At 61.3% G+C, this 21810-nt stretch carries 24 protein-coding genes and 3 pseudogenes; 14 read left to right on the top strand and 13 right to left on the bottom strand.

Going from position 1 to position 21810, the window contains the following annotated elements:
- Positions 1-355 precede the first annotated feature (355 nt).
- A complete protein-coding gene (locus KQ659_RS08730) occupies positions 356-811 on the bottom strand; it encodes a phosphatase PAP2 family protein (RefSeq protein ID WP_216689139.1) in 456 nt (151 codons plus the stop codon).
- Positions 808-1299, bottom strand: coding sequence for a hypothetical protein (locus tag KQ659_RS08725; RefSeq protein ID WP_216689140.1), 492 nt, complete (start codon positions 1297-1299; stop codon positions 808-810). Before KQ659_RS08725 ends, KQ659_RS08730 begins: the two co-directional genes overlap by 4 nt.
- A gap of 335 nt (positions 1300-1634) precedes the next feature.
- Between KQ659_RS08725 and KQ659_RS08720 the strand changes: the two genes are divergently transcribed.
- Positions 1635-2753 (top strand): mechanosensitive ion channel family protein, encoded by a 1119-nt coding sequence (locus tag KQ659_RS08720; RefSeq protein WP_216689141.1) that lies wholly within the window; start codon positions 1635-1637, stop codon positions 2751-2753.
- Positions 2754-2951: 198 nt separating this feature from the next.
- On the opposite strand, the gene KQ659_RS08715 is transcribed toward KQ659_RS08720, so the two are convergent.
- Entirely contained in the window at positions 2952-3722 is a 771-nt protein-coding gene (locus tag KQ659_RS08715) for an NADPH-dependent F420 reductase (RefSeq protein ID WP_408610778.1), read from the bottom strand.
- 205 nt (positions 3723-3927) lie between these two features.
- Positions 3928-5601, bottom strand: a pseudogene (hutU, locus tag KQ659_RS08710) (urocanate hydratase).
- 276 nt (positions 5602-5877) lie between these two features.
- Here hutU and KQ659_RS08705 point away from each other — a divergent pair.
- Positions 5878-6930 carry an alkane 1-monooxygenase gene (locus KQ659_RS08705; protein WP_216689143.1) on the top strand — a complete coding sequence of 351 codons (1053 nt, stop codon included), beginning with the start codon at positions 5878-5880 and terminating at the stop codon, positions 6928-6930.
- A gap of 41 nt (positions 6931-6971) precedes the next feature.
- Positions 6972-7244: a hypothetical protein gene (locus KQ659_RS08700; RefSeq protein WP_216689144.1), complete on the top strand. Its 273-nt coding sequence runs from the start codon at positions 6972-6974 to the stop codon at positions 7242-7244.
- 80 nt (positions 7245-7324) lie between these two features.
- Here KQ659_RS08700 and KQ659_RS08695 read toward each other — a convergent pair whose 3' ends face one another.
- Together KQ659_RS08695 and KQ659_RS21450 are read right to left on the bottom strand one after the other, a co-directional pair.
- A complete protein-coding gene (locus KQ659_RS08695) occupies positions 7325-7981 on the bottom strand; it encodes a DUF4097 family beta strand repeat-containing protein (protein ID WP_216689145.1) in 657 nt (218 codons plus the stop codon).
- A gap of 24 nt (positions 7982-8005) precedes the next feature.
- Positions 8006-8140, bottom strand: a complete 135-nt coding sequence (locus KQ659_RS21450; protein ID WP_262905485.1) for a hypothetical protein — start codon at positions 8138-8140, stop codon at positions 8006-8008.
- Positions 8141-8468: 328 nt separating this feature from the next.
- Here KQ659_RS21450 and KQ659_RS08690 point away from each other — a divergent pair, with 328 nt between their 5' ends.
- The 7 genes and pseudogenes from KQ659_RS08690 (at position 8469) to KQ659_RS08665 (ending at position 11787) form a co-directional block, all read left to right on the top strand.
- Positions 8469-8618, top strand: a complete 150-nt coding sequence (locus KQ659_RS08690; RefSeq protein WP_216689146.1) for a hypothetical protein — start codon at positions 8469-8471, stop codon at positions 8616-8618.
- Between the two features lie 36 nt (positions 8619-8654).
- Complete coding sequence (locus KQ659_RS08685) at positions 8655-8807, top strand: hypothetical protein (RefSeq protein ID WP_216689147.1); 153 nt, start codon at positions 8655-8657, stop codon at positions 8805-8807.
- Between the two features lie 216 nt (positions 8808-9023).
- Complete coding sequence (locus tag KQ659_RS08680; RefSeq protein ID WP_216689148.1) at positions 9024-9260, top strand: helix-turn-helix domain-containing protein; 237 nt, start codon at positions 9024-9026, stop codon at positions 9258-9260.
- A 122-nt stretch (positions 9261-9382) separates the two neighbouring features.
- Positions 9383-9763 (top strand): serine hydrolase domain-containing protein, encoded by a 381-nt coding sequence (locus KQ659_RS21445; RefSeq protein ID WP_317197786.1) that lies wholly within the window; start codon positions 9383-9385, stop codon positions 9761-9763.
- Entirely contained in the window at positions 9669-10709 is a 1041-nt protein-coding gene (locus tag KQ659_RS21440; protein WP_332875082.1) for a serine hydrolase, read from the top strand. Before KQ659_RS21445 ends, KQ659_RS21440 begins: the two co-directional genes overlap by 95 nt.
- Positions 10710-10859: 150 nt before the next feature.
- Positions 10860-11099: pseudogene (locus KQ659_RS22090) on the top strand (MBL fold metallo-hydrolase); the annotation flags it as partial.
- A gap of 13 nt (positions 11100-11112) precedes the next feature.
- On the top strand, positions 11113-11787 hold the full coding sequence (locus KQ659_RS08665; RefSeq protein WP_216689150.1) for an MBL fold metallo-hydrolase: 675 nt from the start codon (positions 11113-11115) through the stop codon (positions 11785-11787).
- A gap of 75 nt (positions 11788-11862) precedes the next feature.
- On the opposite strand, the pseudogene KQ659_RS08660 reads toward KQ659_RS08665, so the two are convergent.
- A pseudogene (locus tag KQ659_RS08660) lies at positions 11863-12774 on the bottom strand (arginase family protein).
- A 160-nt stretch (positions 12775-12934) separates the two neighbouring features.
- On the opposite strand from KQ659_RS08660, the gene KQ659_RS08655 reads away from it, so the two are divergent.
- From KQ659_RS08655 to KQ659_RS08640, 4 genes are all read left to right on the top strand, one after another.
- Complete coding sequence (locus KQ659_RS08655) at positions 12935-13444, top strand: hypothetical protein (RefSeq protein ID WP_216689153.1); 510 nt, start codon at positions 12935-12937, stop codon at positions 13442-13444.
- A 146-nt stretch (positions 13445-13590) separates the two neighbouring features.
- Complete coding sequence (locus KQ659_RS08650; protein ID WP_216689154.1) at positions 13591-14325, top strand: YebC/PmpR family DNA-binding transcriptional regulator; 735 nt, start codon at positions 13591-13593, stop codon at positions 14323-14325.
- 118 nt (positions 14326-14443) lie between these two features.
- Positions 14444-15508 carry an acyltransferase family protein gene (locus KQ659_RS08645; RefSeq protein WP_216689155.1) on the top strand — a complete coding sequence of 355 codons (1065 nt, stop codon included), beginning with the start codon at positions 14444-14446 and terminating at the stop codon, positions 15506-15508.
- A 275-nt stretch (positions 15509-15783) separates the two neighbouring features.
- Complete coding sequence (locus KQ659_RS08640; protein ID WP_216689156.1) at positions 15784-16287, top strand: FkbM family methyltransferase; 504 nt, start codon at positions 15784-15786, stop codon at positions 16285-16287.
- Here KQ659_RS08640 and KQ659_RS08635 read toward each other — a convergent pair.
- The 6 genes from KQ659_RS08635 to KQ659_RS08610 all read right to left on the bottom strand — a co-directional run bounded on the left by KQ659_RS08635 (position 16270) and on the right by KQ659_RS08610 (position 21757).
- Positions 16270-17382: an IS4 family transposase gene (locus tag KQ659_RS08635; RefSeq protein ID WP_216688119.1), complete on the bottom strand. Its 1113-nt coding sequence runs from the start codon at positions 17380-17382 to the stop codon at positions 16270-16272. The genes KQ659_RS08640 and KQ659_RS08635 overlap by 18 nt on opposite strands.
- Positions 17379-17609, bottom strand: a complete 231-nt coding sequence (locus KQ659_RS08630) for a hypothetical protein (protein ID WP_226929900.1) — start codon at positions 17607-17609, stop codon at positions 17379-17381. Before KQ659_RS08630 ends, KQ659_RS08635 begins: the two co-directional genes overlap by 4 nt.
- Positions 17581-17802, bottom strand: coding sequence for a hypothetical protein (locus KQ659_RS08625; protein WP_226929899.1), 222 nt, complete (start codon positions 17800-17802; stop codon positions 17581-17583). The genes KQ659_RS08630 and KQ659_RS08625 overlap by 29 nt, the downstream gene beginning before the upstream one ends.
- Positions 17803-17906: 104 nt before the next feature.
- Positions 17907-19403, bottom strand: a complete 1497-nt coding sequence (gene ftsZ, locus KQ659_RS08620) for a cell division protein FtsZ (RefSeq protein ID WP_216689158.1) — start codon at positions 19401-19403, stop codon at positions 17907-17909.
- 101 nt (positions 19404-19504) lie between these two features.
- Positions 19505-20914, bottom strand: coding sequence for a cell division protein FtsA (gene ftsA, locus KQ659_RS08615; protein WP_216689159.1), 1410 nt, complete (start codon positions 20912-20914; stop codon positions 19505-19507).
- Between the two features lie 84 nt (positions 20915-20998).
- The gene (locus tag KQ659_RS08610) at positions 20999-21757 is read right to left on the bottom strand and encodes a cell division protein FtsQ/DivIB (protein WP_216689160.1); all 759 of its coding nucleotides are present in this window, start codon (positions 21755-21757) and stop codon (positions 20999-21001) included.
- Positions 21758-21810: the final 53 nt, after the last annotated feature.

Below are 21810 nucleotides of genomic sequence, written 5' to 3'. Positions count from 1 at the left end.
GGGCGCGGCTGGCGGGGTTGGCGGGAAATCGGGCTTACGGAATCAGGCGGGTGGGCGGCTATTTGCGGGGTATTGAACAAATGGCGCGGGCCCTCATGCCTGCCAGTTTAGAGCAGCATAACCCTTGCTGGCGCGAGTTTAGCGCAGCGTAACTCGTGACCGGCCTTACGGGGGAGGCTGTGCCTCCCATAGAACGACCCATCTTGCGCAATTCCGCCTTGCCGCTGGCGCGGCAGTGGAGGTATAACCTCCACTCAAAACCGGGCACGAGTTACGCTGCGCTAAACTCGCGCCAGCTACCGGGCCAACCTCGCCCGTTTGGTCTTAGTCAGGGATACGAGCCGCAAAGTTTGCGCTACAGCGCCCGTGCAAAGCGCACACCGCCGTAGGCATAGCCGTTCATGTTCTGCCCCTGCACCGGCCCCAGCGAAACACCCGTGCCGTGCAGCTTTTTATAGAAATGCAAGGTCACCAGCCCCGCCGCCGCTCCCACCCCCACGCCCACCGCCGAATCGAGGAAGCGCTGGGGCGGCACGTTGGCGGGGTAAAACACGGTTTCGTTGCGGTGCAGGCGCGGCACCATCACGCCCACGGTGGCCCCCACGGCGTAGCCCACCAGGTTATCGGAGAGGAAGTGCTTGCCGGCCTGCACGCGGAAGTAGGCCACCACGGCGGGCACGGCGGCGGCCACACCCCACACGTAGGGCTCGGCTTGGGAGCCAGGGTTAAAATCGTGAAAAACCTGAGCCGCGAAAAACGTGGCCGTGGCCGTATGCGCCGTGTGGCCGCCAAAAAACGCATCGGTGGTCACCGGGCCGTGGCGCAGCGCGCGCCCCCCTCGGGGCCGTAGAGGTAGGGCCGGTAGCGGTATACGGTGCCCACCGTGAGCGTGAACAGGGCGGCCGTGCTGCTCATGGTTTCGAGATAGAGGCCGGCCACCTGCCCGTAGCGCCCGTGCACGTTGGGCTGGAAAGCCAGCAGCGCGGGCACCAGCGCCAGGGTGCAGTAGCAAAAACCGTCGCTCACGACCTGGGCCCGGTTGCTGAACCGGCCGGCCGAAAACCGGTCGATACGGGGAATATTGGCCCGGTCCAGAGCGGCCAGGTCGGCCTCGGTGGCGGTGCGCTTGTGCTGCACCAGCAGCAGGCCGGCGGCGCTCAGCCCCAGCAGCCCGGCCGTGATGGGGGCATCGACGGCGAAGCGGGTGGTGTAGGGCGAAGTGGCCTGCTGGACCCGGGCAGGCGGGCGGCAGCCCAGCAGTAGCGCCCCGGCGAGGAACAGCGTAGGACGAAGCTTCATAAAACTGTAAATCAATCATTTATACAACCATGAGGCGCAAGGTACGCGGCCGGTGGGGCTGGGTAACGGTTCGGTACCTTATCTGCGGCTGGTTGCGGCGGCAGCGGCTGGCGCACCTGGAACGGTTGCCGCGCTACCCCGCGCCAGCAGCCATCCGCAAACTGAAAGCACCGCGCCGGCAGAGCTCCGGGTTAGACCACAAACAGGCGTTCCGTTTTGCAAACAGCCCGCTGCACGCCCCCGGGGCAGGCACCGAAGCCACGAACCTTTACAGCCAATCGAAGGTACACCTTGCTCATGTTGCAGCGGCCCGACGGGCTGCTCCGCCGTTGGCTATGACCGAAAAATTCGCCCCAATCTTCTCAAATTTTCCTGATATTCTGACCACGCTGGCCGTGTTGCTGGGCGGCCTGGCGGCCGGCCTGGTGGCCCGGCTCATGGTTTTTGCCCTGTTGCGGGCCTACAACCGGCGCGAGGACTCGGCCCTGGCCCGCTCCGTGAGCAGCAACCTGAGCTCCGTCAGTAGCTGGTTTTTTCCGGTGCTGGCCATTTCACTGCTGCTGCCGCTGGTGCCACTGCCGCCCAAGCCCTTTGAGGTACTACGCCGCGTGGTGGAGTTCACCCTGATTCTCTCTTTCGCCTGGGGCCTCATCCGCACCCTCGACGTGGTGCAGGACCTCGTGCAGCAGTATTACCAACTCAGCGGCAGCGACAACCTGCGGGTACGCAAGCTGTTCACACAGCTTCAGTTCATCAAAAAAATTGCCGTTTCGCTCATTGCCTTCATCGGGGTGGGCCTGGTGCTTATGAGCTTCGAAACGGTACGCCGCCTGGGCACGGGCCTGCTCACGTCGGCCGGTATTGCCAGTGTGATTGTAGGTTTTGCCGCCCAGCGCTCCATCAGCAACCTTCTGGCGGGCTTCCAGATTGCTTTCACCCAGCCCATTCGCATCGATGATGTGCTGGTGGTGGAGGGCGAGTGGGGCCGCGTAGAGGAAATCACCTTCACCTACGTGGTGCTCAACATCTGGGACCAGCGCCGGCTGGTACTGCCGCTCAACTACTTCATCGAGAAGCCTTTTCAGAACTGGACGCGCAGCAACGCCGAGCTCCTGGGCTCGGTATTCATCCACACCGACTACTCGGTGCCGGTAGGCGCGGTGCGTGCCGAACTGGAACGCCTCACCGCCCACCACCCGCTCTGGGACGGCCGCGTGTGCAAGCTCCACGTCACCGATTCCAAGGAAACCACCCTGGAGCTGCGCGCCCTGGTGAGCGCCCGCAACGGCAGCGACGCCTGGGACCTGCGCTGCGACATCCGCGAGCAGCTGGTCGCCTTCCTGCAACGCGATTACCCCGGCAGCCTGCCCCGCGTGCGGGCCGAAGTAGCTACCCCCGGGCCAAACCGCCTGGGTTTCGGGCCAGCCAGCCCCGAAACCACCTACTCGAAATAACGGCAGCCCCGCACTGGCTTGAGGCAATAGCAAAGGGCACAAAAAAACGTCATGCCTGGGCTATGCCCGGCATGACGTTTTAAGTAGGTAGTCAGTAATCAGATTTCAGCTATCTAAAAATCAGTCAATTGATTTCTGTCTGACTACCGATTACTGATAACTAACTACTTAGTTTGCCGGCTATCCGGCAGCAGTAGGCTACTTCAGCTGGATGCCCTGGTCGGCCATTTGCTGCTCCGCCTTGGCGTGGTTGGCCAGGTACTCGGCGTGCTGGGCCTCGGTGCGTTTGGTGCCCAGGCTGGCGAAGTGCTCGCGTAGCTTGTCGGCGGGCAGGTCGGCCCCGTACGAAGGGGTGCCAGGCTGCTGCCGCCACGACTCGTGCAGGCTGCCGTCGTCCACGGCGTCGAAACCCAGCTCTTCTACAAGGGCCATTACTTTCTGCTTGGCGGCTGGCTCGTCGCCGGCCACGGGCAGCGCAATGCGGCCGGGGGTTCCGGCGGCCTGCCCCTTATTTTCGAGGTGGTCGGCGTAGATGTTGTTGAACACCTTCACCACCGGGCGGCCCAGGTGCTGCTGCACCCATTCGCTTTCGGTGAGGTCGCCGGTTTCCAGCTCCGGCATCTGGCCGTCGCGCAGCATGGGGTAGTAATTGCTCGTGTCGATGACGGGCACGTCGGCGGCCACACCCTCGAACAGGTCTTTGGGCAGGTCGGGAATGTTTTTCAGTGGAATGGTCACCACGATAATTTCGCCGTATTGGGCCGCTTCCCGGGCTGTAACGGGGGTAGCGCCCGTTTTCTGGGCCACGTCCGTCAGCGTTTCGGGGCCGCGGGAGTTGGCGATTTTAACTGAGTGGCCGAGGCTGGTGAGCCGCACGGCAAGCGCGCTGCCGATGTGACCGGCGCCGATGATTCCAATGTTCATAGTGGGAAAGTTTAGGGTTTGCGCGGCGGCGATGCGCTGCCGCAAGTAGCTTAACAACTACGGCGGCCAGTTGCTTTTGTTCGGCGGACAGTTGTTAGGGATGGCGGCGGGCCAAAGGGGGTTGGACCGCTGGAAAAGCACGTCATGCCGAGCGGAGTCGAGGCATCTCGCATGCAGTCACTAATCCTTACGATTGGTTTACTACCCCACGCGAGATGCCTCGGCTCCGCTCGGTTTAATTAACGCTACCCTACTTCAGCCCCGGAATCTTCGCGCCGCGCTCCCGCGCCACGTCCTGCGCCAGCTCGTAGCCAGCATCGGCGTGGCGGAAGATGCCCATGCCGGGTTCGGTGGTTAATACCCGTTTCAGACGTTCGGCTTTTTCGGGGGTTCCTGTCGCTACTATCACCATGCCGGAGTGGGTGGAGTTGCCGATGCCCACGCCGCCGTTGTGCAGGCTCACCCAGTCGGCCCCGCTGGCGCAGTTGGCCAGGACATTGAGCAGGGGCCAATCGGCTACAGCGTCGGAGCCATCCTTCATGCCTTCGGTTTCGCGGTTGGGCGAGACCACCGAGCCGCAGTCGAGGTGGTCGCGGCCGATAACGATGGGGGCCGATACTTCGCCCCGCGCCACAAGGTCGTTTATCACGAGGCCGAACTACTCACGCTCGCCGTAGCCCAGCCAGCACACGCGGGCCGGCAGGCCGATAAAAGGAACTTTGGCCTGGGCCTTTTCAATCCAGCGGGCCAGCAGCTTGTTGTCGGGGAAGGTTTCGAGCAGGGCGCGGTCGATTCGCAGTATGTCGGCCGGGTCACCGCTGAGGGCGGCCCAGCGGAACGGCCCCTTGCCCTCGCAAAACAGCGGGCGGATGTAGCCGGGCACGAAGCCGGGGTACAGGAACTGGCCGGCTTCGTCGCGCACCGTGAGGCCGCCTTTTTCGGCCTGGCCGCGCAGGTTGTTGCCGTAGTCCACAGCGATGGCACCGCGCCGCTGTATCTCCAGAATAGCCTCTACATGCTTTACGATGGAGGCCAGGGCCTGCTTCTTGAACTCCTCGGGGTTGGCTTCGCGCAGGGCCAGCACCTCCCCAATTTCGCCTTCGGGCAGGTAATCCATCAGGTCGTGGGCCGAGGTTTGGTCGGTCACGATGTCGGCCGGGAAGCCCAGTTCTACGAGCTTAGGCAGAATGGTGGCCGCATTGCCAACAAGGCCGATTGACCAAGCATTGCCTTCGGCTTTAGCTTTATTACACAGTTCTAAGGCATGGTTCAAGCTGACAGCGGCTTTGTCCAAGTACCCTTCACGCACCTTCCAATAAATACGCTCAGCAATCGGCTCGATGACGAGGCACACGCCGTCGTTCATGGTCACGGCCAGGGGCTGCGCCCCGCTCATGCCGCCCAGGCCGGCCGTGACGGTGATAGTACCGCGCAGGCTACCGCCAAAATGCTTGTCCGCCATCGCGGCAAACGTCTCGTACGTGCCCTGCAAAATGCCCTGGGTGGCGATGTAAATCCAGGAGCCGGCCGTCATCTGTCCGTACATCATCAGGCCCATTTTGTCCAGCTCGTCGAAGTATTACTGGGTACTCCAAGCGGGCACGATGTTGCTGTTGGCGATGAGCACGCGGGGCGCGTGGGGCCAGGTTTTGAGTACGCCCACGGCTTTACCGCTCTGCACCAGCATGGTTTCGTCGGCCTCCAGCTCCTTCAGGGTTTTCACGATAATCTGATATTCCTTCCAGTTGCGGGCGGCGCGGCCGGCCCCACCGCACACAATCAGCTCATCATAGACGAGGCTCACGGCGGGGTCGAGGTTATTTTCCAGCATGCGCAGGGCGGCTTCGGCCTCCCAGGTTTTGCAGCGCAGGGTGGTGCCGTGGGCCGCCTTCACGGTTTCTTCGGGCTTGAACTCGTAGAACATCGGGCGCTGGCCGGCCGTCTGTTGCGGGGCCGCGCCGGTGGGCGTAGAGAGGGAATTGGCTTCGAGGTTGAGCTCGGGCGTGGTTGTGGGCATCATCGGGTGGGAAGCAGTTTGGGTGGGCGGCGAAGACAGGAAAATGTACCGTGGTCGTACCCGGCAGGGTCGCTGCAAGGCCGTGCGCCGGCACGCAGCCCGACCAGCACGCAACCCACTGCCAGCCCGTACCTTCACGGTGCGCTTGTGGCGGTAGTACTCTCCCCGTCCGGCCCCGTCCTCATGTCCTTCACCTACCGCGACTTGCGCTACTTGGTGGCCTACACCCTGCCCCTCACAGCCGCAGTGGGCCTGGCCCTGGGCGGAGCCGCTACCTGGCTCACCCTGGGCTACACGTTTGGGCTAATCCCGCTAATCGAATGGCTGCGGCCGCCCAACCGGGCCCTGATACCCGCCGGAGTGCCCGCTGCCTCCGAGGCCAAGCGGCATCCCTTCTTCGACGGCCTGCTCTACCTCAACGTGCCGCTGCAATATGCCCTATTGGCCTACTTTTTCTACTCGGTGGCCCACCGCAACTTTTCGGCCGCCGAAATAGCCGGCGCAGTGTTCGGCGTAGGCATCTGCTGCGGGGCGCTCGGCATTAATGTAGCGCACGAGCTGGGCCACCGCAGCCGCAGTTGGGAGCAGCGCCTGGCGCAGGCACTGCTGCTGAGCAGCTGGTACCCGCACTTTTTCATCGAGCACAACCGCGGCCACCACCGCCACGTAGCCACGCCGCACGACCCCGCCACGGCCCGCCTGCACGAGGGTTTCTGGCGCTTTCTACCCCGCGCCGTGGTCGGCGAGCTGCGCTCGGCCTGGGCCCTGGAAGCCACGCGCCTGCACCGCGTGGGGCAGTCGTCGTGGTCGGGTCACAACGAGCTGCTGCAGCTGCTGGCGGCGCAGGCGGGACTGGCCGCGCTGGTGCTGGCCTGGGTGGGGCCGGCGGGCCTACTGGCCTGGCTGGCGGCCGCTGCCGTGGGCTACGTGCTGTTTCAGCTGGTGAACTACGTGGAGCACTACGGCCTGCTGCGCCGCCAAACCGCCCCCGGCACCTACGAGCGGGTGCAGCCCCACCATTCCTGGAACTCTGAACACGCGCTGGGCCGCATCCTGCTCTATGAGCTCACCCGCCACTCCGACCACCACTACCAGGCCGCCCGCCCCTACCACAGCCTGCGCCACCAGCCCGCCGCCCCCCAAATGCCCACCGGCTACCCCGGCATGATGCTGCTGGCCACCATGCCGCCGCTTTGGTTTCGGGTAATGAACCCGCGCGTCGCGGCCGCAACCTGACCCGCGCCCGGCCATCTTCACACCTTTACTCCCCTCATCCCATGAGCCCCGACTACACGCCCATCGACTGCCATTTCTACGACCTGCTCGAAGCCGCCGCTACCCAGCACCGCCGCGTAGCCCTGCAATACTTCAACGACCTGCGCCAGCTCTGCCTGGGCTCGGGCGTGATTCACACCTTTTTCGTGCGCGACAAAGTGGAGTTTATGCAGCTGAAATCGGGCGAGGAAATCCGGCTCGACCACATTATCCGACTCGATGATACGCCCGCGCCGCTGTATGCGGATTATCCGGATTTCAGCTGCGGGTGTTGATTCCGTAGAACAAAAAAAGAACGTCATGCCTCGACTACGCTCGGCATGACGTTCTTTTTTTACGGGTCAACCGGCCGCGACTAATCCCGTTCCTGGCTCACATCAATGCCGCCGTTCGTGGTCACGGCCTTCACGGTGGCACCACCCTGGCCTAGGCTGGCCGTCCCTTCCTTGTGAAACATGCCCGATTTTATGACCGGCAGGCTGGTGCGGATGCCCCCCATGTCGGTACTGGTGAAGAGCTGGGCCGAATACGTACGGGGCAGTTTCCAGCGAATGCCGCCGTTGGTAGTGGCCACGTCGAGGCCCTTGCCCTCCCACTTGCTGCCGCTGAGCGTGATATTGACGCCGCCGTTGGTGGTTTCGCCCTTTACGTGGCCGCCCAGATTGGCGAGGTTCACGCCGCCGTTAGTGGTTTCGAAGGTGATAGCCGCCTGAAGGTTATCGAGGCTGATGCCACCATTCACCGTATTGATGGCCAGCGCAGTAGTGCGGGGCACGAAGATTTCATAGCTCACGCTCCAGTTGTTTTCCTTTTCGGGGTCGGTAGTGCGCACACTATTATTACTGGCGCTCACAACCAGGCGCCGGGCCCGGGCGGCAGCCTCGGCTTCGGTATTCGACCAAGTTTGAATTTTGGCGCGGATACGGACATTGGGCCCGTCCCAGCCGTGCACGGTGATGCCGCCGTTGGGGTCGGCGCTCACGGTGAGGGGCTGGCCGGCGGGGGCGACCATGGCCAGGTCGCGGGTTTCGCATAATTACTTCAGGGCCTTGCCGTTGCTCCAGGAGCTATTGTTATCGCAGGTAGTTTTGAAGGTGGGCTTGGGGGCCGTCTGGGCCTGGGTGCTGAGGGCGGCAGCCAGCAGGGCCAACGTGGAAAGCGGGGTTTTCATGGGGCAAGGAGTTAATGGTTTGAGAAGTGGAATGAGCAGATGCCGGGAGTAGACATGGGAGGGTTACCAAGTTGGAGCTGATTCGTTACACGGCTCTGCTTTTTTTAGAGCGAGGTTTCGAGGATGCTATCCAAAGGGGGGGCATTAGATTGATAAACAAAAATAATTTTCCTTAAAACAGATAATATTTATTGTTATTCAATAAATATCTCCTTCTTTTGCCTCACGCTTTCACCCGCCCCAGACCCAGCCTTACTGCAATGACCCGCTCCACCATTTTCCTGCTCAAGCTCCTGCGCTACGCCTCATTTCCTCGCGCCCACAGTCGGTGCCTTACGTGCTGACGACCATGCTCTTTTGCCTGCTGGTGTACCGGATTATGAGCGATATCCGGCCGGGAGTGCCCTTCACGCCGGCCAACGTGCGCCGACTGCGCGGGCTTGGCCTGCTGCTGATTGGCTGCGACGTATACCACTAGACCCTGACCTGGTGGCTGACCCGGCAGCTGGCCGCCGTGGCTCCGGCCGGGCTGGCGGGCCTGCAACCGGTGTCGCCCTTCGGCGCTTCGCTGGTGGCCAACTGGCTCATTGGGCTGATGCTGCCGATGGTAGCCGCCGGCTATCAGCGCGGCGTGGAGCTGGCCGAAGACGCCGAATTCACGGTCTGAGGCCACCTTTATTTTCTTATCAAGTAGTCAGTAATCGGTAGTCAGACAGAAATCAATTGACTGATTTTTAGATGGAGTTGTTTAGAAAGTCACAAAAGGTACTCAAACGGTCATGCAGCGCGCAGCGCAGCATGACCGTTCGGGGACTTTCTAAACAGCTTCGATAGCTGAAATCTGACTACTTATTACTGACTACCTACTTAATCCCTGACTACCATGCCCATCATCGTTCGCCTCGACGTTATGCTGGCCCGGCGCAAAATGTCGCTCAGCGCCCTGGCCGCCGCCGTCGACATCACCCTGGCCAACCTCTCCATTCTCAAAAGCGACAAGGCCAAGGCCATGCGCTTCTCCACCCTCGAAGCCATTTGCCAGGCGCTGGACTGCCAGCCCGGCGACCTGCTGGAATACGTGCCCGGCGACGGCCCCATCGCCCACTCCGACGACGGCTAACGCCAGGAATCTGCCGCCAGATTGCTGCTGTCCCATAATTTTTCCGCTCACCATATTTCCGCCTCCTTTCATGAAAAACCCCTTTTTTCTGCTCGTTTCTCGCGGCTTCGCTGCTGCTCCAGGTGCCGGCCACTCAGGCCCAGAACGTTTCCAAACAGCTCGATGCGCTGGCCACGCAATATGCCAAAGCCGGCCAGCTCAACGGCACGGTGCTGGTGGCCGAGCACGGCAAAGTCGTGTTTGCCAAAGGCTACGGCCTTGCCAACCGCGAGTGGAACCAGCCCAACGCTGCTGATACCAAGTTCCGGCTGGGCTCGCTCACCAAGCAGTTCACCTCGATGCTGGTGATGCAGCTGGTCGAAAAAGGCCAGCTCCGGCTCGATGCCCCCATCAGCACCTACCTGCCCGATTACCCCAAAGCTGCCGGCGATAAAATCACGCTGCACCACCTGCTCACCCACACCTCGGGCATCCCGAACTACACGGCCCAGCCTGGTTTTTAAGGCCCTCAGCATACTGCCTACTACGCCGGCGGCCTTCGTCCGCACGTTTGCCGGGCTACCGCTCGATTTTGAGCCGGGCACGGCATTTCGGTACAGTAATTCCGGCTATTTCCTGCTCGGGGCCATTATTGAGAAAGTAACGGGCAAGCCCTACGCCCAGGTGCTGACTGAAAACATCCTGCAGCCGCTACACATGCAGGACACCGGCTACGACCAATCCGATATCATCCTGCCCAGGCGCGCCAGCGGCTACGACCACAGCCCAACCGGTATTTACAATACTTCCTACCTCGATATGGCAGTACCCTACGCGGCTGGCTCGCTCTACTCCACCGTACTCGACCTCTATAAGTGGGACCAGGCGCTGTACACCACGCAGCTGCTATCCGAAGCCGGCAAAGCCCTGGTGTTCAAAGCCTATAAAAAAAACTACGCCTACGCCTGGACCAACTCAAAGGCCGTAATCGGCCCGGACACGGTGGCGCTGCTGGGCCACAGCGGCCACGTCAACGGCTTTGGCACCTACCTGCTGCGCACGCCCAAAGAACACAATCTGGTGGTAGTGCTTGATAATGAGGGCGGCCCGGCCGTACAGGAAGTGAGTCTGGACCTGTTGCGCGTACTCTACCACCGCCCCACCACCGGCCCCAAACCGGGACCCCCGGCCCCCAAACCCATAGCCGTGGACGCCGCCACGGTAGCACCCTACGTGGGCAAATACCAGCTGTCGCCCACGTTTTTCATTACCGTGAAGGCCGAAGGCAGCCAGCTCTCGGCCCAGGCCACCGGGCAGCCGCCGTTTTCGCTGGTGGCCACGGCCCCTACCCGCTTCACGGTACAAGGCGTACCGGCCGAAGTTGAATTCGTGAAAAACGCCAGCGGGACGGTCGAGAAGCTGATTCTGCACCAGGGCGGGCACGATTCGCCGGGGGCCAAAGTGGAATAAAGAGCATCTCGCCGGCCAAATCTGCGTACAGATTTGTTCCACCAACCCTTTTCATGCCCTATGGATACCCTAGCCGCCGGCGTCACGCAGCTGCGCATTCAGCGCTTCGTCAATGTTTACTTCGTCGAAACCGACACCCCCGACGAATGAGTGCTGATTGATACCGGCCTGCCCAACAGCAAGAAAGCCATTCTCGCCGCCGCCCATAAGCTGTTCTACCCGGGCTCCCACCCCGAGGCCATCATTCTCACCCACGGCCACCTCGACCATATGGGCGCGGCCAAAGAGCTGGCCGACCACTGGAACGTGCCCGTCATCGTGCACCCGCTGGAGCTACCCTACCTGACCGGCCCAGGCCCTCTACCCGCCCCGCGACCCCACCGTGGGCGGCTCACTGGCCTTCATGAGCCGCTTCTTACCCACCCAGCTGCCCAACCTCGGCAACCGGGTGCAGGCCCTCGACCCCGACGACCCCAGCACGCCCCACCTCATGGCCTGGCAGTGGCTACACGTGCCCGGCCACGCCCCCGGCCAGCTGGCCTTCTTCCGCGAAGCCGACCGCGTGTTGATTGGGGCCGATGCCTTCGCCACCACGCACCACGACTCTATACCGGCCGTATTGCTCGGCATTCCCAAAATCAGCCGGGCCGGCACGCCGTTCAACTACGATTGGGAGGCGGCCCGCACCTCGGTTCAAACCCTGGCCGCGCTGGAGCCCAAGGCCATTGGCTGCGGCCACGGCCCGGTTATCATCGGCTCGGAGGCAGCCGCCGGCCTGCACCAGCTAGCCGATAATTACCCCGTGCCCGCCCACGGCCGCTACGTGCACGAGCCCGCCCGCACCGATGCCAGCGGCGTAGAGCACCTCCCACCCGCCCCCAAAGACAAGCTGCTAATACAGGCCGCTATCATCGGCGGGAGCCTGTTGGCAGCCGGCGCGGCCTGGCTACTCACCGGCGGCCGGCGCAAAATCAAGAAGTCGAAAGCCTATAAGAAGGCCTACAAAGCGGCCAAAAAATCCGGCAAGCACCAGCCGCCCCCCCCACCACCACTCTACCGGAGCGGGGTGGGGAGTTGATAGTTAGGGGTTAGGGGTTAGGGGTTAGGGGTTAGGAAAGCTCATTTGCAACTCCTAACTATCAACTCTTAACTCCTAACCCTCAACTCTCCCCTCGCCACTCCTGTCAGATAGGCGGTGATGATTGGCGGCTAAGCGGGCGGTCTGGTTGTCTCGGTCGTAGAGCGGGTTTAGCTCGACGATTTCGAACAGCCGGAACGCTTCTTTTTGGCCCGCCAGAAACGCAGCTTCCACTGCCTGGCGGGGTGTGAATCCGTCGGCGCTCGGGGCCGATACGGCCGGGGCAAAGGCCTCGGCGCAGCCATCAATATCGAAGCTCACGAAGGCGGGCCCGGCGGCAGTGGCGCGGGCCAGGGCGCGGCTGACATACAGTTCCATGCCAGCCTCTTGCACATGGGCCAGCGGCACAATATGGGCCTGCTGCTGGTGCAGAAATGCAATATCTTCCCGGGTATTCAGGTTGGAATGCAGGCCGATTTCCGTGAACCGCTCACCCGATAAAAACCCCTCCCGCAGCAGCCGCCCAAACGGCGTGCCGCTGCTGATTTCGGGCTTGTCCTTCACGTCGGCGTGAGCATCGAAGTTGATGCCGCCCACCGGCCGCCCCTAATTGGCATCAAACAGGCCGCGCACCGTGGAGTAGGTCCCATCGTGCGAGCCGCCCAGCACCACTACGCGCGGGTACTGGCGCAGCAGCTGGCCCAGCCGCTCCCGGATGTGGGCATGGTTTTGGGCGTGCTCGGGGTGGCGCAGGCCGAGATTACCGGCATCGGCAATACGCAGATTATCAAGGCTTATGTCGTGCTCCAGATTATAGGTTTTGTGGTAGCGGCGCAGCTCGCGCCGAATGGCGGCGGGCGCACCAGCCGCACCGGCCCGTCCACCTTCCAGCACCGTACCGAAATCGAGGGGCAGGCCCACGAGGCACACGTCGGCTTTGGGCAGCTCGGCGGCGGGGCGGATGAGGTCGCGGAGAAACGTTGGCATAAAGCCAAAAGCAGTGCTCCGTGCCGTTTGCGGCATGGGCCGGCTTGGCAACGCGCCCGGGCACTGTCTTTGCCAGTGCCCACAGCACTCCGCCCGCCCAAACCCCATTCGCTCCTACCTTCGGCCTCCGTTTTCGGACGCTGCTTATTTCCCCGCCGCCATGCTTTTCCGTTTCTCACTGCACCCGCTTCTCGTTGCCACTGGGCTGCTCCTAACGTTGCCAGCGCAGGCGCAGGCTCCGGCCCCGGCCGCCATATTGTCTCCGCCCACGTTCTACACCACCTATCGCTACACGGCTTATACCGTGTACGATACCACCAGCCTCGACCCGCCCACCCTGGTAGGCGGCGTGAGTGGCACGCTCACGTTGCGCCCGGCCGGCACCTACGAAAAACGCCTCACCATCCCCGGCAATGATGGCCCGATGCTGTTCCGGCAGGATGGCACCTTCACGCTGGCCGACGACAGCATCAGCTTCGCCTTTGAGGATAAAAAGGGGGCCGATGTGCAGCGCGGCACCTTCCGCTTCGACCCCGCCACCCGGCACCTCACCATCACCATCCTCGGCTACCCGACCGGCAACCGGGGCGTGTACGAGCTGGAGGCGACGGAGCCAATTGCCCCCGCCCCCATTCCGCGCCCCAAAGCCCACGGCAAGCGCCGCCCCTGAAGCCAATCGCACCCCGCGCATTTGGCTCCCCCCGCGCCTTCTGGCTAACTTGCGGCCCGTTTCGCCGGGATAGGTTTCGGCGAAGCCCGCGCAGCTACGGCTTCGCACCCCCAACACTCATTCATTCAGTTACTCAGTCACAGCAAATGGGACGCGCATTCGAATTTCGCAAAGGCCGCAAAATGAAGCGGTGGGATAAAATGTCGAAGGACTTTACCCGTATCGGCAAGGAAATCGTGATGGCCGTGAAGGAAAACGGCCCCAACCCCGATTCCAACGCCCGCCTGCGCGCCGCCATGCAAAACGCCAAGGGCGTGAATATGCCCAAGGACCGGGTAGAAGCCGCCATCAAGCGCGCCAGCAGCAAGGAGGAAAAAGATTACGCCGAAGTGGTGTACGAAGGCTACCTGCCCCACGGCGTGGCCATCGTCATCGAAACAGCCACCGACAACCCTACCCGCACGGTAAGCAACGTGCGCCTCATCTTCAACCGCAACGACGGCACCCTGGGCACCGCCGGCAGCAGCGACTACACTTTCACCCGCAAGGGCGTGTTCAAGCTGGCCGCCGAGGGCCTCGACCGCGACGAGCTGGAGCTGGAGCTGATTGACTTCGGTGCCGAAGACGTGTACGAAACCACCGAGGAAGACGAGCACGGCGCCGAGCACAAGTTCATCGTGGTCGAGACTGCCTTCACCGATTTCGGCCAGATGCAGAAAGCCCTCGAAGCCCAGGGCCGCCACGCAGTAAGCGTGAATCTGCAGCGCGTGCCCAACACCACCGTTGCCCTCAACGACGAGCAGCTGGAGGAAATCATGACCATCATCGAGAAGTTTGAAGACGACGAGGACGTGCAGGCCGTGTACCACACCGTGGGCTAAGGCTGTTTGTCATGCTGAACGCAGTGAAGCATCTGGGTAAAAGTCATTGGACGATTACACTAGATGCTTCACTGCGTTCAGCATGACAGGCCCCCTCCATCAACCTCCCTCCTCCGCCATGTCCTCTCCCGCCCGCCCCCTTGCCTACCGTCCCGGGCTGGATGCCGTGCGCGCCGTGGCCATTCTGCTGGTCGTGGTGGGCCACTGGACGCTGCCATCCTTCCCCATGAGCCTGATGGGCAGCATGACGTTTTTTGTGCTGAGCGGCTATTTTATTTCGGGTATCGTCTGGAAAAAGGAGGTGTATGTGGGCGCGCCCGGGCGCTGGGAGCGGCGGCTGGGCGTATTTTTCCTCCGGCGCCTGATACGTACCCTCCCCCCCTACTATATGTCGGTGGCGCTGGGGTTTGCGCTGCCGCTCGTCACGCTGCACCAATACCCCGGCTGGTTTCTGGTGCCGGTTTCCAACCTCCTGTTCTACCGGTTGCAGCACTGGGGCGAAGGCGTGGGCCACTACTGGACCATGGCCGTCGATGAGCAGTTTTACCTGCTGTGGCCGGTGCTGCTGGCCGTGGTGCCCAAGCGAACGCGCTGGCTGCTGCTGGTAGCCGCCTGTGGCCTGATTTTTCGCATTGCCTGGAGCACCTGGGTACGGCCCAAGCTGGCTTTTGCGCTGCTTCCCGGCTGCCTCGATTTATTCGCGGCCGGAGCCATTCTGCGCCACGTCGAGCAGCTGCCGGTGGTGCGGCGGTTTGCCCATTTCCGCTGGGTAGCGCTGTCCTGGCTGGCCTGGAGCGCCCTTTGGGGCATCCTCTACCTCACGGAACTGCACTACGTCTGGCTGCTCATCTATGGCAGCGCCGGTTGCGTGCCCGCCGTAATCACCCTCAACTGGGCCGTGCATCAGGCCACACGCCCCGCCCACGAAAAGCCCGTGCTCACCGCCCTGCGCTGGGTGGGCCAGCGCAGCTACGGCTGCTACCTCTACCACCTGATGCTGCCGGTATTTTACCAGCGGGCCATTTATCACCTGTTTGCCGCCCCCGAAACCCGTAGTTTCTGGCTCAGCCCCCTGCCAACGGTGATGCTGCTACTGCCCGCCATGCTGCTGCTGGCCGCCGCTTCCTGGCACTGGCTCGAAACCCCGCTCAACCATTGGAAAAACCGGCTGGCTTACGATTGAAGGCGTAGCGACGCACTTTGTGTCTATATATCGCCAGACCGACTTTCTAAACAGCTTCACTAATAGCCCAGCGCTTCAGCGCGCATTTTTCGGGCGGTATTTCGTTTAATTATCCGGTTCCAGCCTTCCATTTTGGCCAGTTGCCATCCCGAAAAGGCCCGACAAAACCTCCTGCATTTGGCCTGCCAACCCAGCGCCCCGGCCTTATTCTCCGCTTCCACCGCCCATTTCCTACTACTACACTCAACTATCTCATCAATTCCTTCAAGCGGAAAATGGCCCGCCGCATCACCCAAAAGCACCCGATGGTGCTCGACACGTTCACCATTCCCGGCACCGGCAGCGGGCAGGTGCAGTTTGCCAACTGGGAAAATCCGCTGGTTGAGAAGAAGGTATTCACCAAAGAAACGGTCGACTTTTTCAAGAAATTTCTCCACCCCAGCGACTTCGCCATCGACATAGGGGCCAACATCGGCCACACCACCGTGCAGATAGCCCTGTCCACCGGCCCCACTGGCCTCACCCTCGGCTTCGACCCCAATCTCTATGTCTTCGAAATTCTGCAACGCAACGCCGCGCTCAACCCCGAGCTGGTTCGCATCGGAGCCCACAACCTGGCCATTTCCGAGCAGGACGACGAATTCTACTACAACTCCTCCGAAGCTTCCTTCAACAACGGCGGCATCTCCAAAACACCAACGAATAAACACGGCAAATACTCCCTCAGCACCAAGATAAAGGGCGTTAATCTCGAAGGTACTCTACCCTACTATTTTTAGTAATTGATTTTTAGCAAGTTGCCTCGTAATCCAGTTCAGTAGCGTTTCAACCAAGCGGGCCAATGGGTCCTCGGGCAGGGTCAGCGGGCGGGCGAGTTGGCGGAGCAGATTGAGGCCGTGGCGGCTCAGGCTGGCGGCCCGGTAGCCGTGGTTTTTGCGGGCAATGGGCTGGCGGCCGCCGTGGGCGGCCGCGCCCACGCCCAGACAAAACGCGTAGGCCAGGCTGACCAGGGCCACGAGCTTGCGCAGCTTTTGGAAACAGCGCAAGTGGGTGGCTTCCAGGTTAAAGCCCCGCCCTTTCAGATTTTGAAAGCATTGCTCAATCGTCCAGCGCTTGGCATAGAGTTGCTCGAGGTGGTTCAGACCGGCCGTGGCAAACAGGAAGACAAACGCGTCCGCCGCCACGGCCTTGACCCAGACCTGCCCCCAGACTCCGTCGACCTGCACGTGGGCGAAGCGGCGCACCTGCCCCGGCACCAGGCCCAGGTCGGCCACGGCCTGCCGCCGGCCGTCGGCGTGGGTCAGGCAGTGGTGCTTGGGCAGGCGCATGACAAAATTAAGCCCATTGTCTTTGAGCCACTTGAACCACGCATGGCCGACAAATTCCCGGTCGCCCACGACCAGGCCGATGCGGTCTTTGCCCAGCAAGGCCAGGCACTTTTCGAGCACCGCGATGCGGTCGGCGGCGTTGGAGTTGCCGCTGCGGTTGTCGAGCAGGTGCCAATAAAGGGGCACGTGGACCTCGCCCGTGCCGACGGTGACGAGCAGGATGTTCACTTGGCACTGGCCGAAGTCCCACTCCGTGCGGTCGAGGCATAAGCGCAGCTTGCCCTGCGCAGGCAACAAACTCAGTAAAATCCTGGCCACCAGTACGTAATTGAGGTCTACTTCGCGGAAAAAGTCCTGAATGCGCGTTTCGTTCGAGGCGGGCTTGGCCGCGTCATTGAGGTGCTGGGCCACCTCGCCGAATTGCACGTTGCGGCTCTTTATCAGGCCAAGAATAAACTGGCCCACAAACTTTTGGCGGGACAAGTGGCCCACAAACGGGGCCTGCTGCAAAAGCGTCGTAATTTTAGCGGCGAAGTGTTGCTTCACGGGGCAGAACGGGTTTTTGGTGGTGTCGTAACCCCAAAGGTCGGGCTGCCCCGTTTTTGTACCTGAAAAATAGTAGGGTAGAGTATCTCGAAGGCTTTCTGGAAAAACAATACCCCGATTTCCTCCAAAAGCTCACGCTGATTAAAATCGATACCGAAGGCTACGACAAGGAAATTATCCGCTCCATTTCCAGCCTCATCACCAAATACATACAAGCCCGTCATCATCTCCGAATGCTTCGGCAAGAATTCCGACGAGGAGAAATTCGAGCAGTTCAACCTGCTGGAATCCCTGGGATATTCGCTGTTCTATTTCACCGACTTTGTCGCTACCACGGAAATCATCACCATCAAGCGCAAGGAGGAAATGCTGAAATACAAGCACTTCGATTTCTACGCCACGCCCAGTGCTTAAAAGCAATAATTAAGTACTTACGAGTGCTTCTGCTTGGCTATTTAACACCAATAAAAAGGCCGCCGCTGAAATTTCAGCGGCGGCCTTTTTATTGACATTCGACCAATTACCTAGTCCACATTATCGTGCAGAAACCGGTTATCGCCCAGCAACTCATTATCATCCGACAAGTTGAAGCGAGAGATATTCTGGGCCGAGCTAGGCTCCACGTTCTCCAGCTTCACCTGGCGGCGCAGGTAGGCGGGCGTATCATATTGGCTCACCGCCTCGGGCGGCAGGCCGTTGCTCAGCTCCTGCAAGCGGCGCCGACGCTCCAGCGCCTGGGCATCCATGGCCGGGCGGGGACGGTGAGAATCCGGGCCGGCGGCGGGCGCAGGCGCAGCAGCACTCGACGTGAGCACGGGCTCCGTGGGCGCGCTGGCCGGGATGCCGGCCAGCGGCGGCGCGTTGTGCGCCGAAGGGCCGTTCAAATCGTGCATCACGCGGGCCGGCTCCGGCGCGCCAAAGCTGGGCACGAACGGGGCCGAAGTAGCCGATGTGTACGATGTCGCCTCCGGCTTAGGCGTTTCGGCCACCGGGGCCCCGATTGGCTCGTGCGAGGTGCTAGCAGCGCCCATGGTGGGCGTAGTGATGGAGTGCGCGTCGCGGGCAAAACCCGTGGCAATCACCGTCACGCGAATGCTCTGGCCCAGCGTATCGTCGATGCCGTGGCCGAAAATCATTTCGGCGTCCTGTCCGGCTTTCTCCTGGATGTACTCCGTGATTTCCGTCAGCTCGTCCATTTCCAACTCGTGCTCGACGCCCGACATGATGGAGAGGAGGATGCGCTGCGCACCGTGAATGTCGGTATTGTTGAGCAGCGGCGAGTTCAGGGCTTCCTCGGCGGCGCGGCGGGCGCGGTTTTCGCCTTCGGTCACGCTGCTGCCCATCACGGCGGCCCCGCTGTCCTTCATCACCGTTTTCACGTCCTCAAAGTCCACGTTCACATCGGCCGTTACGGTGATGATTTCAGCGATGGACTTAGCGGCCGTGGTCAGCACGGTATCGGCTTTGGCGAAGGCGGCACCCATCGTCAGGTTGCCGTAAATCTGCGGCAGCTTGTCGTTGAGAATCACCAGCACCGTATCGCAGTGCTCGCTCAGCGCCTTGATGCCCTCTTCGGCCTGCTGGCGCTTCTTCTTGCCCTCAAACATAAACGGGGCCGTCACGATACCTACCGTGAGAATGCCCAGTTCCTGCGCCACCTGCGCAATCACAGGAGCAGCACCCGTACCGGTGCCACCGCCCATGCCGGCCGTGATGAAGAGCATTTTGGTGCCCTGGTTCAGCAGGTCGCGGATTTGCTCCTTGCTCTCGATGGCCGCCTGGCGGCCGCGCTCGGGCTTGGCACCCGCACCGAGACCTTCGGTGAGGTCGACGCCAATTTGCAGCTTATTGGGCACCGTGGAGCTTTGCAGCGCCTGGTGGTCGGTGTTGCAGATGATAAACTCCACGTCCTTGATGCCCTGCTTGTGCATGTGCTTCACGGCATTGGAGCCACCGCCACCAACCCCAATCACCTTGATGATGGACTTACTCTGGGCGGGAATATCGAATTTGTAATTCATATTTTTGAATTATAAATTATGAATTATAAATTATAAATCATGGGTTGACCTGGTTCATTTGGCCAATTCATAATTCATAATTTATAATTTATAATTATTTCCTAGTAGGATTTATCGTCGTAATCGTCAATCAGCAGCCCTTTGGTGCGGGAGATGATGTCCTTAAAGAAGCGGCTGGCGGCACCGGGCTCCTTGGCCTTGGCAGGCTGCGGCGCGGGGGCCGGAGCCGCTGGCGTAGCGGCCACCCGGGTTTCTACCGGCGCGGGCGCGGCCTGGGCTACGGGCGCGGCGGCGGCGGCGTAGTAGGACGGCACGGCTGCCTGCTCCTCTTCGTAGCTGGGGCGCGTCACCTGCCGCTCGTCGAGCGAGTGGTAGCCCGACAGCACGAGACCCACAGTAGTGGCGTACATCGGCGATTTCACGGCTTCGATGCGGCTCTTGCCGAGGTGCTGGTTGGGGTAGCCGATACGAGTATCGAGGCCGGTGATGTATTCGGTGAGCTGCTCCAGATTCTGGAGCTGCGAGCCGCCACCGGTGAGCACGATGCCCGCCGACAGCTTGTCGTGCAGGCCCATGCGGTAGATTTCGGCATACACCAGCTCCATGATTTCCGACATGCGGGCCTCAATGATATACGCCAGGTTTTTCAGCGAAACTTCCTTGGGCGGGCGGTTGGGCAGGCCAGGAATGCTCACGATTTCGTAGTCGCTGGCTTCCTGGGCAATGGCTTTGCCAAACTTCACCTTCAGCTGCTCGGCCTGGCCGGGAGCCACGTTGCAGCCGGTTTTGATGTCCTGCGTGATGATATTGCCCCCGAACGGCAGCACCGCCGCGTGGCGGATAATGCCGTCCTTGAACACCGCCAAGTCGGTGGTGCCGCCCCCAATGTCAATCAGGGCCACGCCGGCCTCCTTCTCCTCCTCCGAGAGGATGGACATGGAACTGGCGAGGGGTTCGAGAATCAGGTCGGCGATTTCGAGGCCGGCCTTGGTCACGCACTTGTTGATGTTGTTGATGGCCGTGCTCTGGGCCGTGATGATGTGGAAGTTGCCTTCCAGGCGCACGCCTTCGTAGCCCACGGGGTCGGAAATACCTTCCTCGTAGTCCACTTTGTAGTCCTGCGGCATCACGTGAATAATTTGGGAGCCGGGCTGGGTCACGAGGCGGTACATGTCCTGCGTGAGGCGCGCCACGTCATCCGGCCCGATGGTGTCGTGCGAGTTGCGCGTGATGCTGCCGTTGTGCTGGAGGCTCTTGATGTGCTGGCCGGCAATGCCGACGTTTACCACTCCAATGCTAATTCCGGACTGTTCTTCGGCCTGCCGAATGGCCCGTTTGATGGCGTCTACGGTCTTGTCGATGTTGAGCACGATGCCCCGCGAAACCCCTTCGGAAACGGCTTTGCCCATGCCCAGGATTTCGAGTTTGCCGAACTCATTTTTGCGGCCCACCAGGGCGCAGATTTTTGTGGTACCAATGTCGAGCCCGACGACGATTTTGTCTTGTTGCATAGGATGCGGTGCTGGCGAGCAGTGAAGAAGCAGTGGGTTGGAAGTGAATTTTTTTGACCTAACGGCCTATTTTTCAGCGAATTGCTATTCGCAAATAATCTGATTTTGATATTCGACGTTTACGCGATGGTACGTGTCCCACCCCAAAACTGACGGAATTTGACGGTAAAATACCATAAGCTTTGCGAATTTCTCCGAAATATTTTCGGGGAGCCCGAATTCAATACGTTGGTCGCCTACTTGCTGCGTGAACGACATCTTACCACCGGGCTCAACAAATACCTCCGAGACCTGCGCTTTCCAAAATTCGTGCTCATCCACGTAGCGCAAAAACTCCAGGTAGCGTCGCCCAGTGCTATCCTGGAAAAATCCAGTTGGCAGGCTGCCGCCGCCGGGCCGCGCCACGGTGGCCACACGGGCCGTAAACAGCGGTGATAGCGGCAGGGTGTGTCCTTCGGCATCAACGTAGGTATCGAGGCGGGTATCGGGGTGCGTGAGGCGGGCAATGGGGCGGTTCTGGCGCACGTCGGCGTGCAGGTTGCCGGCCAGGTCGCGGTACACCTGGGCGTCGCGCACGAAGGGGTGGGCCTTCAAGCGGACCTCCAGCTCGCGCAGGCGCGGGCCCTCGGCCTGGGTACCCAACACGGGCTCCTTGCCACCCTTGGTGAGCAGGGCTGTGACGCCGCGCTCGGAGATAAAATAGTTATCGAACTCGTTGGCAATGTTCACCTTCACGGCATTGACCGAGCGGTTGGACTGGCGCACGGCGGCAAAAGCGCCGAGGGCACCCAGCACCAGCAGGCAGGCGGCGGCAACAAGTAAGTTTCTAACGGTGCGTTCCAAATGGTGGAGTGGTGGGGTTATGGATTGGTGGGTTGACCGTCATGCTTCAGCTG

It is taken from the genome of Hymenobacter siberiensis (assembly GCF_018967865.2).
GTDB classification, from domain to species: Bacteria; Bacteroidota; Bacteroidia; order Cytophagales; family Hymenobacteraceae; genus Hymenobacter; species Hymenobacter siberiensis.
This window is presented reverse-complemented; position numbering and strand designations above follow the sequence as displayed.

Bases quoted from the DNA above. Each gene is read 5' to 3' on its own strand.
- KQ659_RS21450 (WP_262905485.1), bottom strand. From the start codon at position 8,140: ATGAAAACCCCGCTTTCCACGTTGGCCCTGCTGGCTGCCGCCCTCAGC.
- KQ659_RS08665 (WP_216689150.1), top strand. From the start codon at position 11,113: ATGAGCCGCTTCTTACCCACCCAGCTGCCCAACCTCGGCAACCGGGTG.
- ftsZ (WP_216689158.1), bottom strand. From the start codon at position 19,403: ATGAATTACAAATTCGATATTCCCGCCCAGAGTAAGTCCATCATCAAG.
- KQ659_RS08645 (WP_216689155.1), top strand. From the start codon at position 14,444: ATGTCCTCTCCCGCCCGCCCCCTTGCCTACCGTCCCGGGCTGGATGCC.
- KQ659_RS08705 (WP_216689143.1), top strand. From the start codon at position 5,878: ATGTCCTTCACCTACCGCGACTTGCGCTACTTGGTGGCCTACACCCTG.
- KQ659_RS08655 (WP_216689153.1), top strand. From the start codon at position 12,935: ATGCTTTTCCGTTTCTCACTGCACCCGCTTCTCGTTGCCACTGGGCTG.
- ftsA (WP_216689159.1), bottom strand. From the start codon at position 20,914: ATGCAACAAGACAAAATCGTCGTCGGGCTCGACATTGGTACCACAAAA.
- KQ659_RS08695 (WP_216689145.1), bottom strand. From the start codon at position 7,981: ATGGTCGCCCCCGCCGGCCAGCCCCTCACCGTGAGCGCCGACCCCAAC.
- KQ659_RS08700 (WP_216689144.1), top strand. From the start codon at position 6,972: ATGAGCCCCGACTACACGCCCATCGACTGCCATTTCTACGACCTGCTC.
- KQ659_RS08640 (WP_216689156.1), top strand. From the start codon at position 15,784: ATGGCCCGCCGCATCACCCAAAAGCACCCGATGGTGCTCGACACGTTC.
- KQ659_RS08630 (WP_226929900.1), bottom strand. From the start codon at position 17,609: ATGATGACGGGCTTGTATGTATTTGGTGATGAGGCTGGAAATGGAGCG.
- KQ659_RS08725 (WP_216689140.1), bottom strand. From the start codon at position 1,299: ATGAAGCTTCGTCCTACGCTGTTCCTCGCCGGGGCGCTACTGCTGGGC.
- KQ659_RS08720 (WP_216689141.1), top strand. From the start codon at position 1,635: ATGACCGAAAAATTCGCCCCAATCTTCTCAAATTTTCCTGATATTCTG.
- KQ659_RS08680 (WP_216689148.1), top strand. From the start codon at position 9,024: ATGCCCATCATCGTTCGCCTCGACGTTATGCTGGCCCGGCGCAAAATG.
- KQ659_RS08650 (WP_216689154.1), top strand. From the start codon at position 13,591: ATGGGACGCGCATTCGAATTTCGCAAAGGCCGCAAAATGAAGCGGTGG.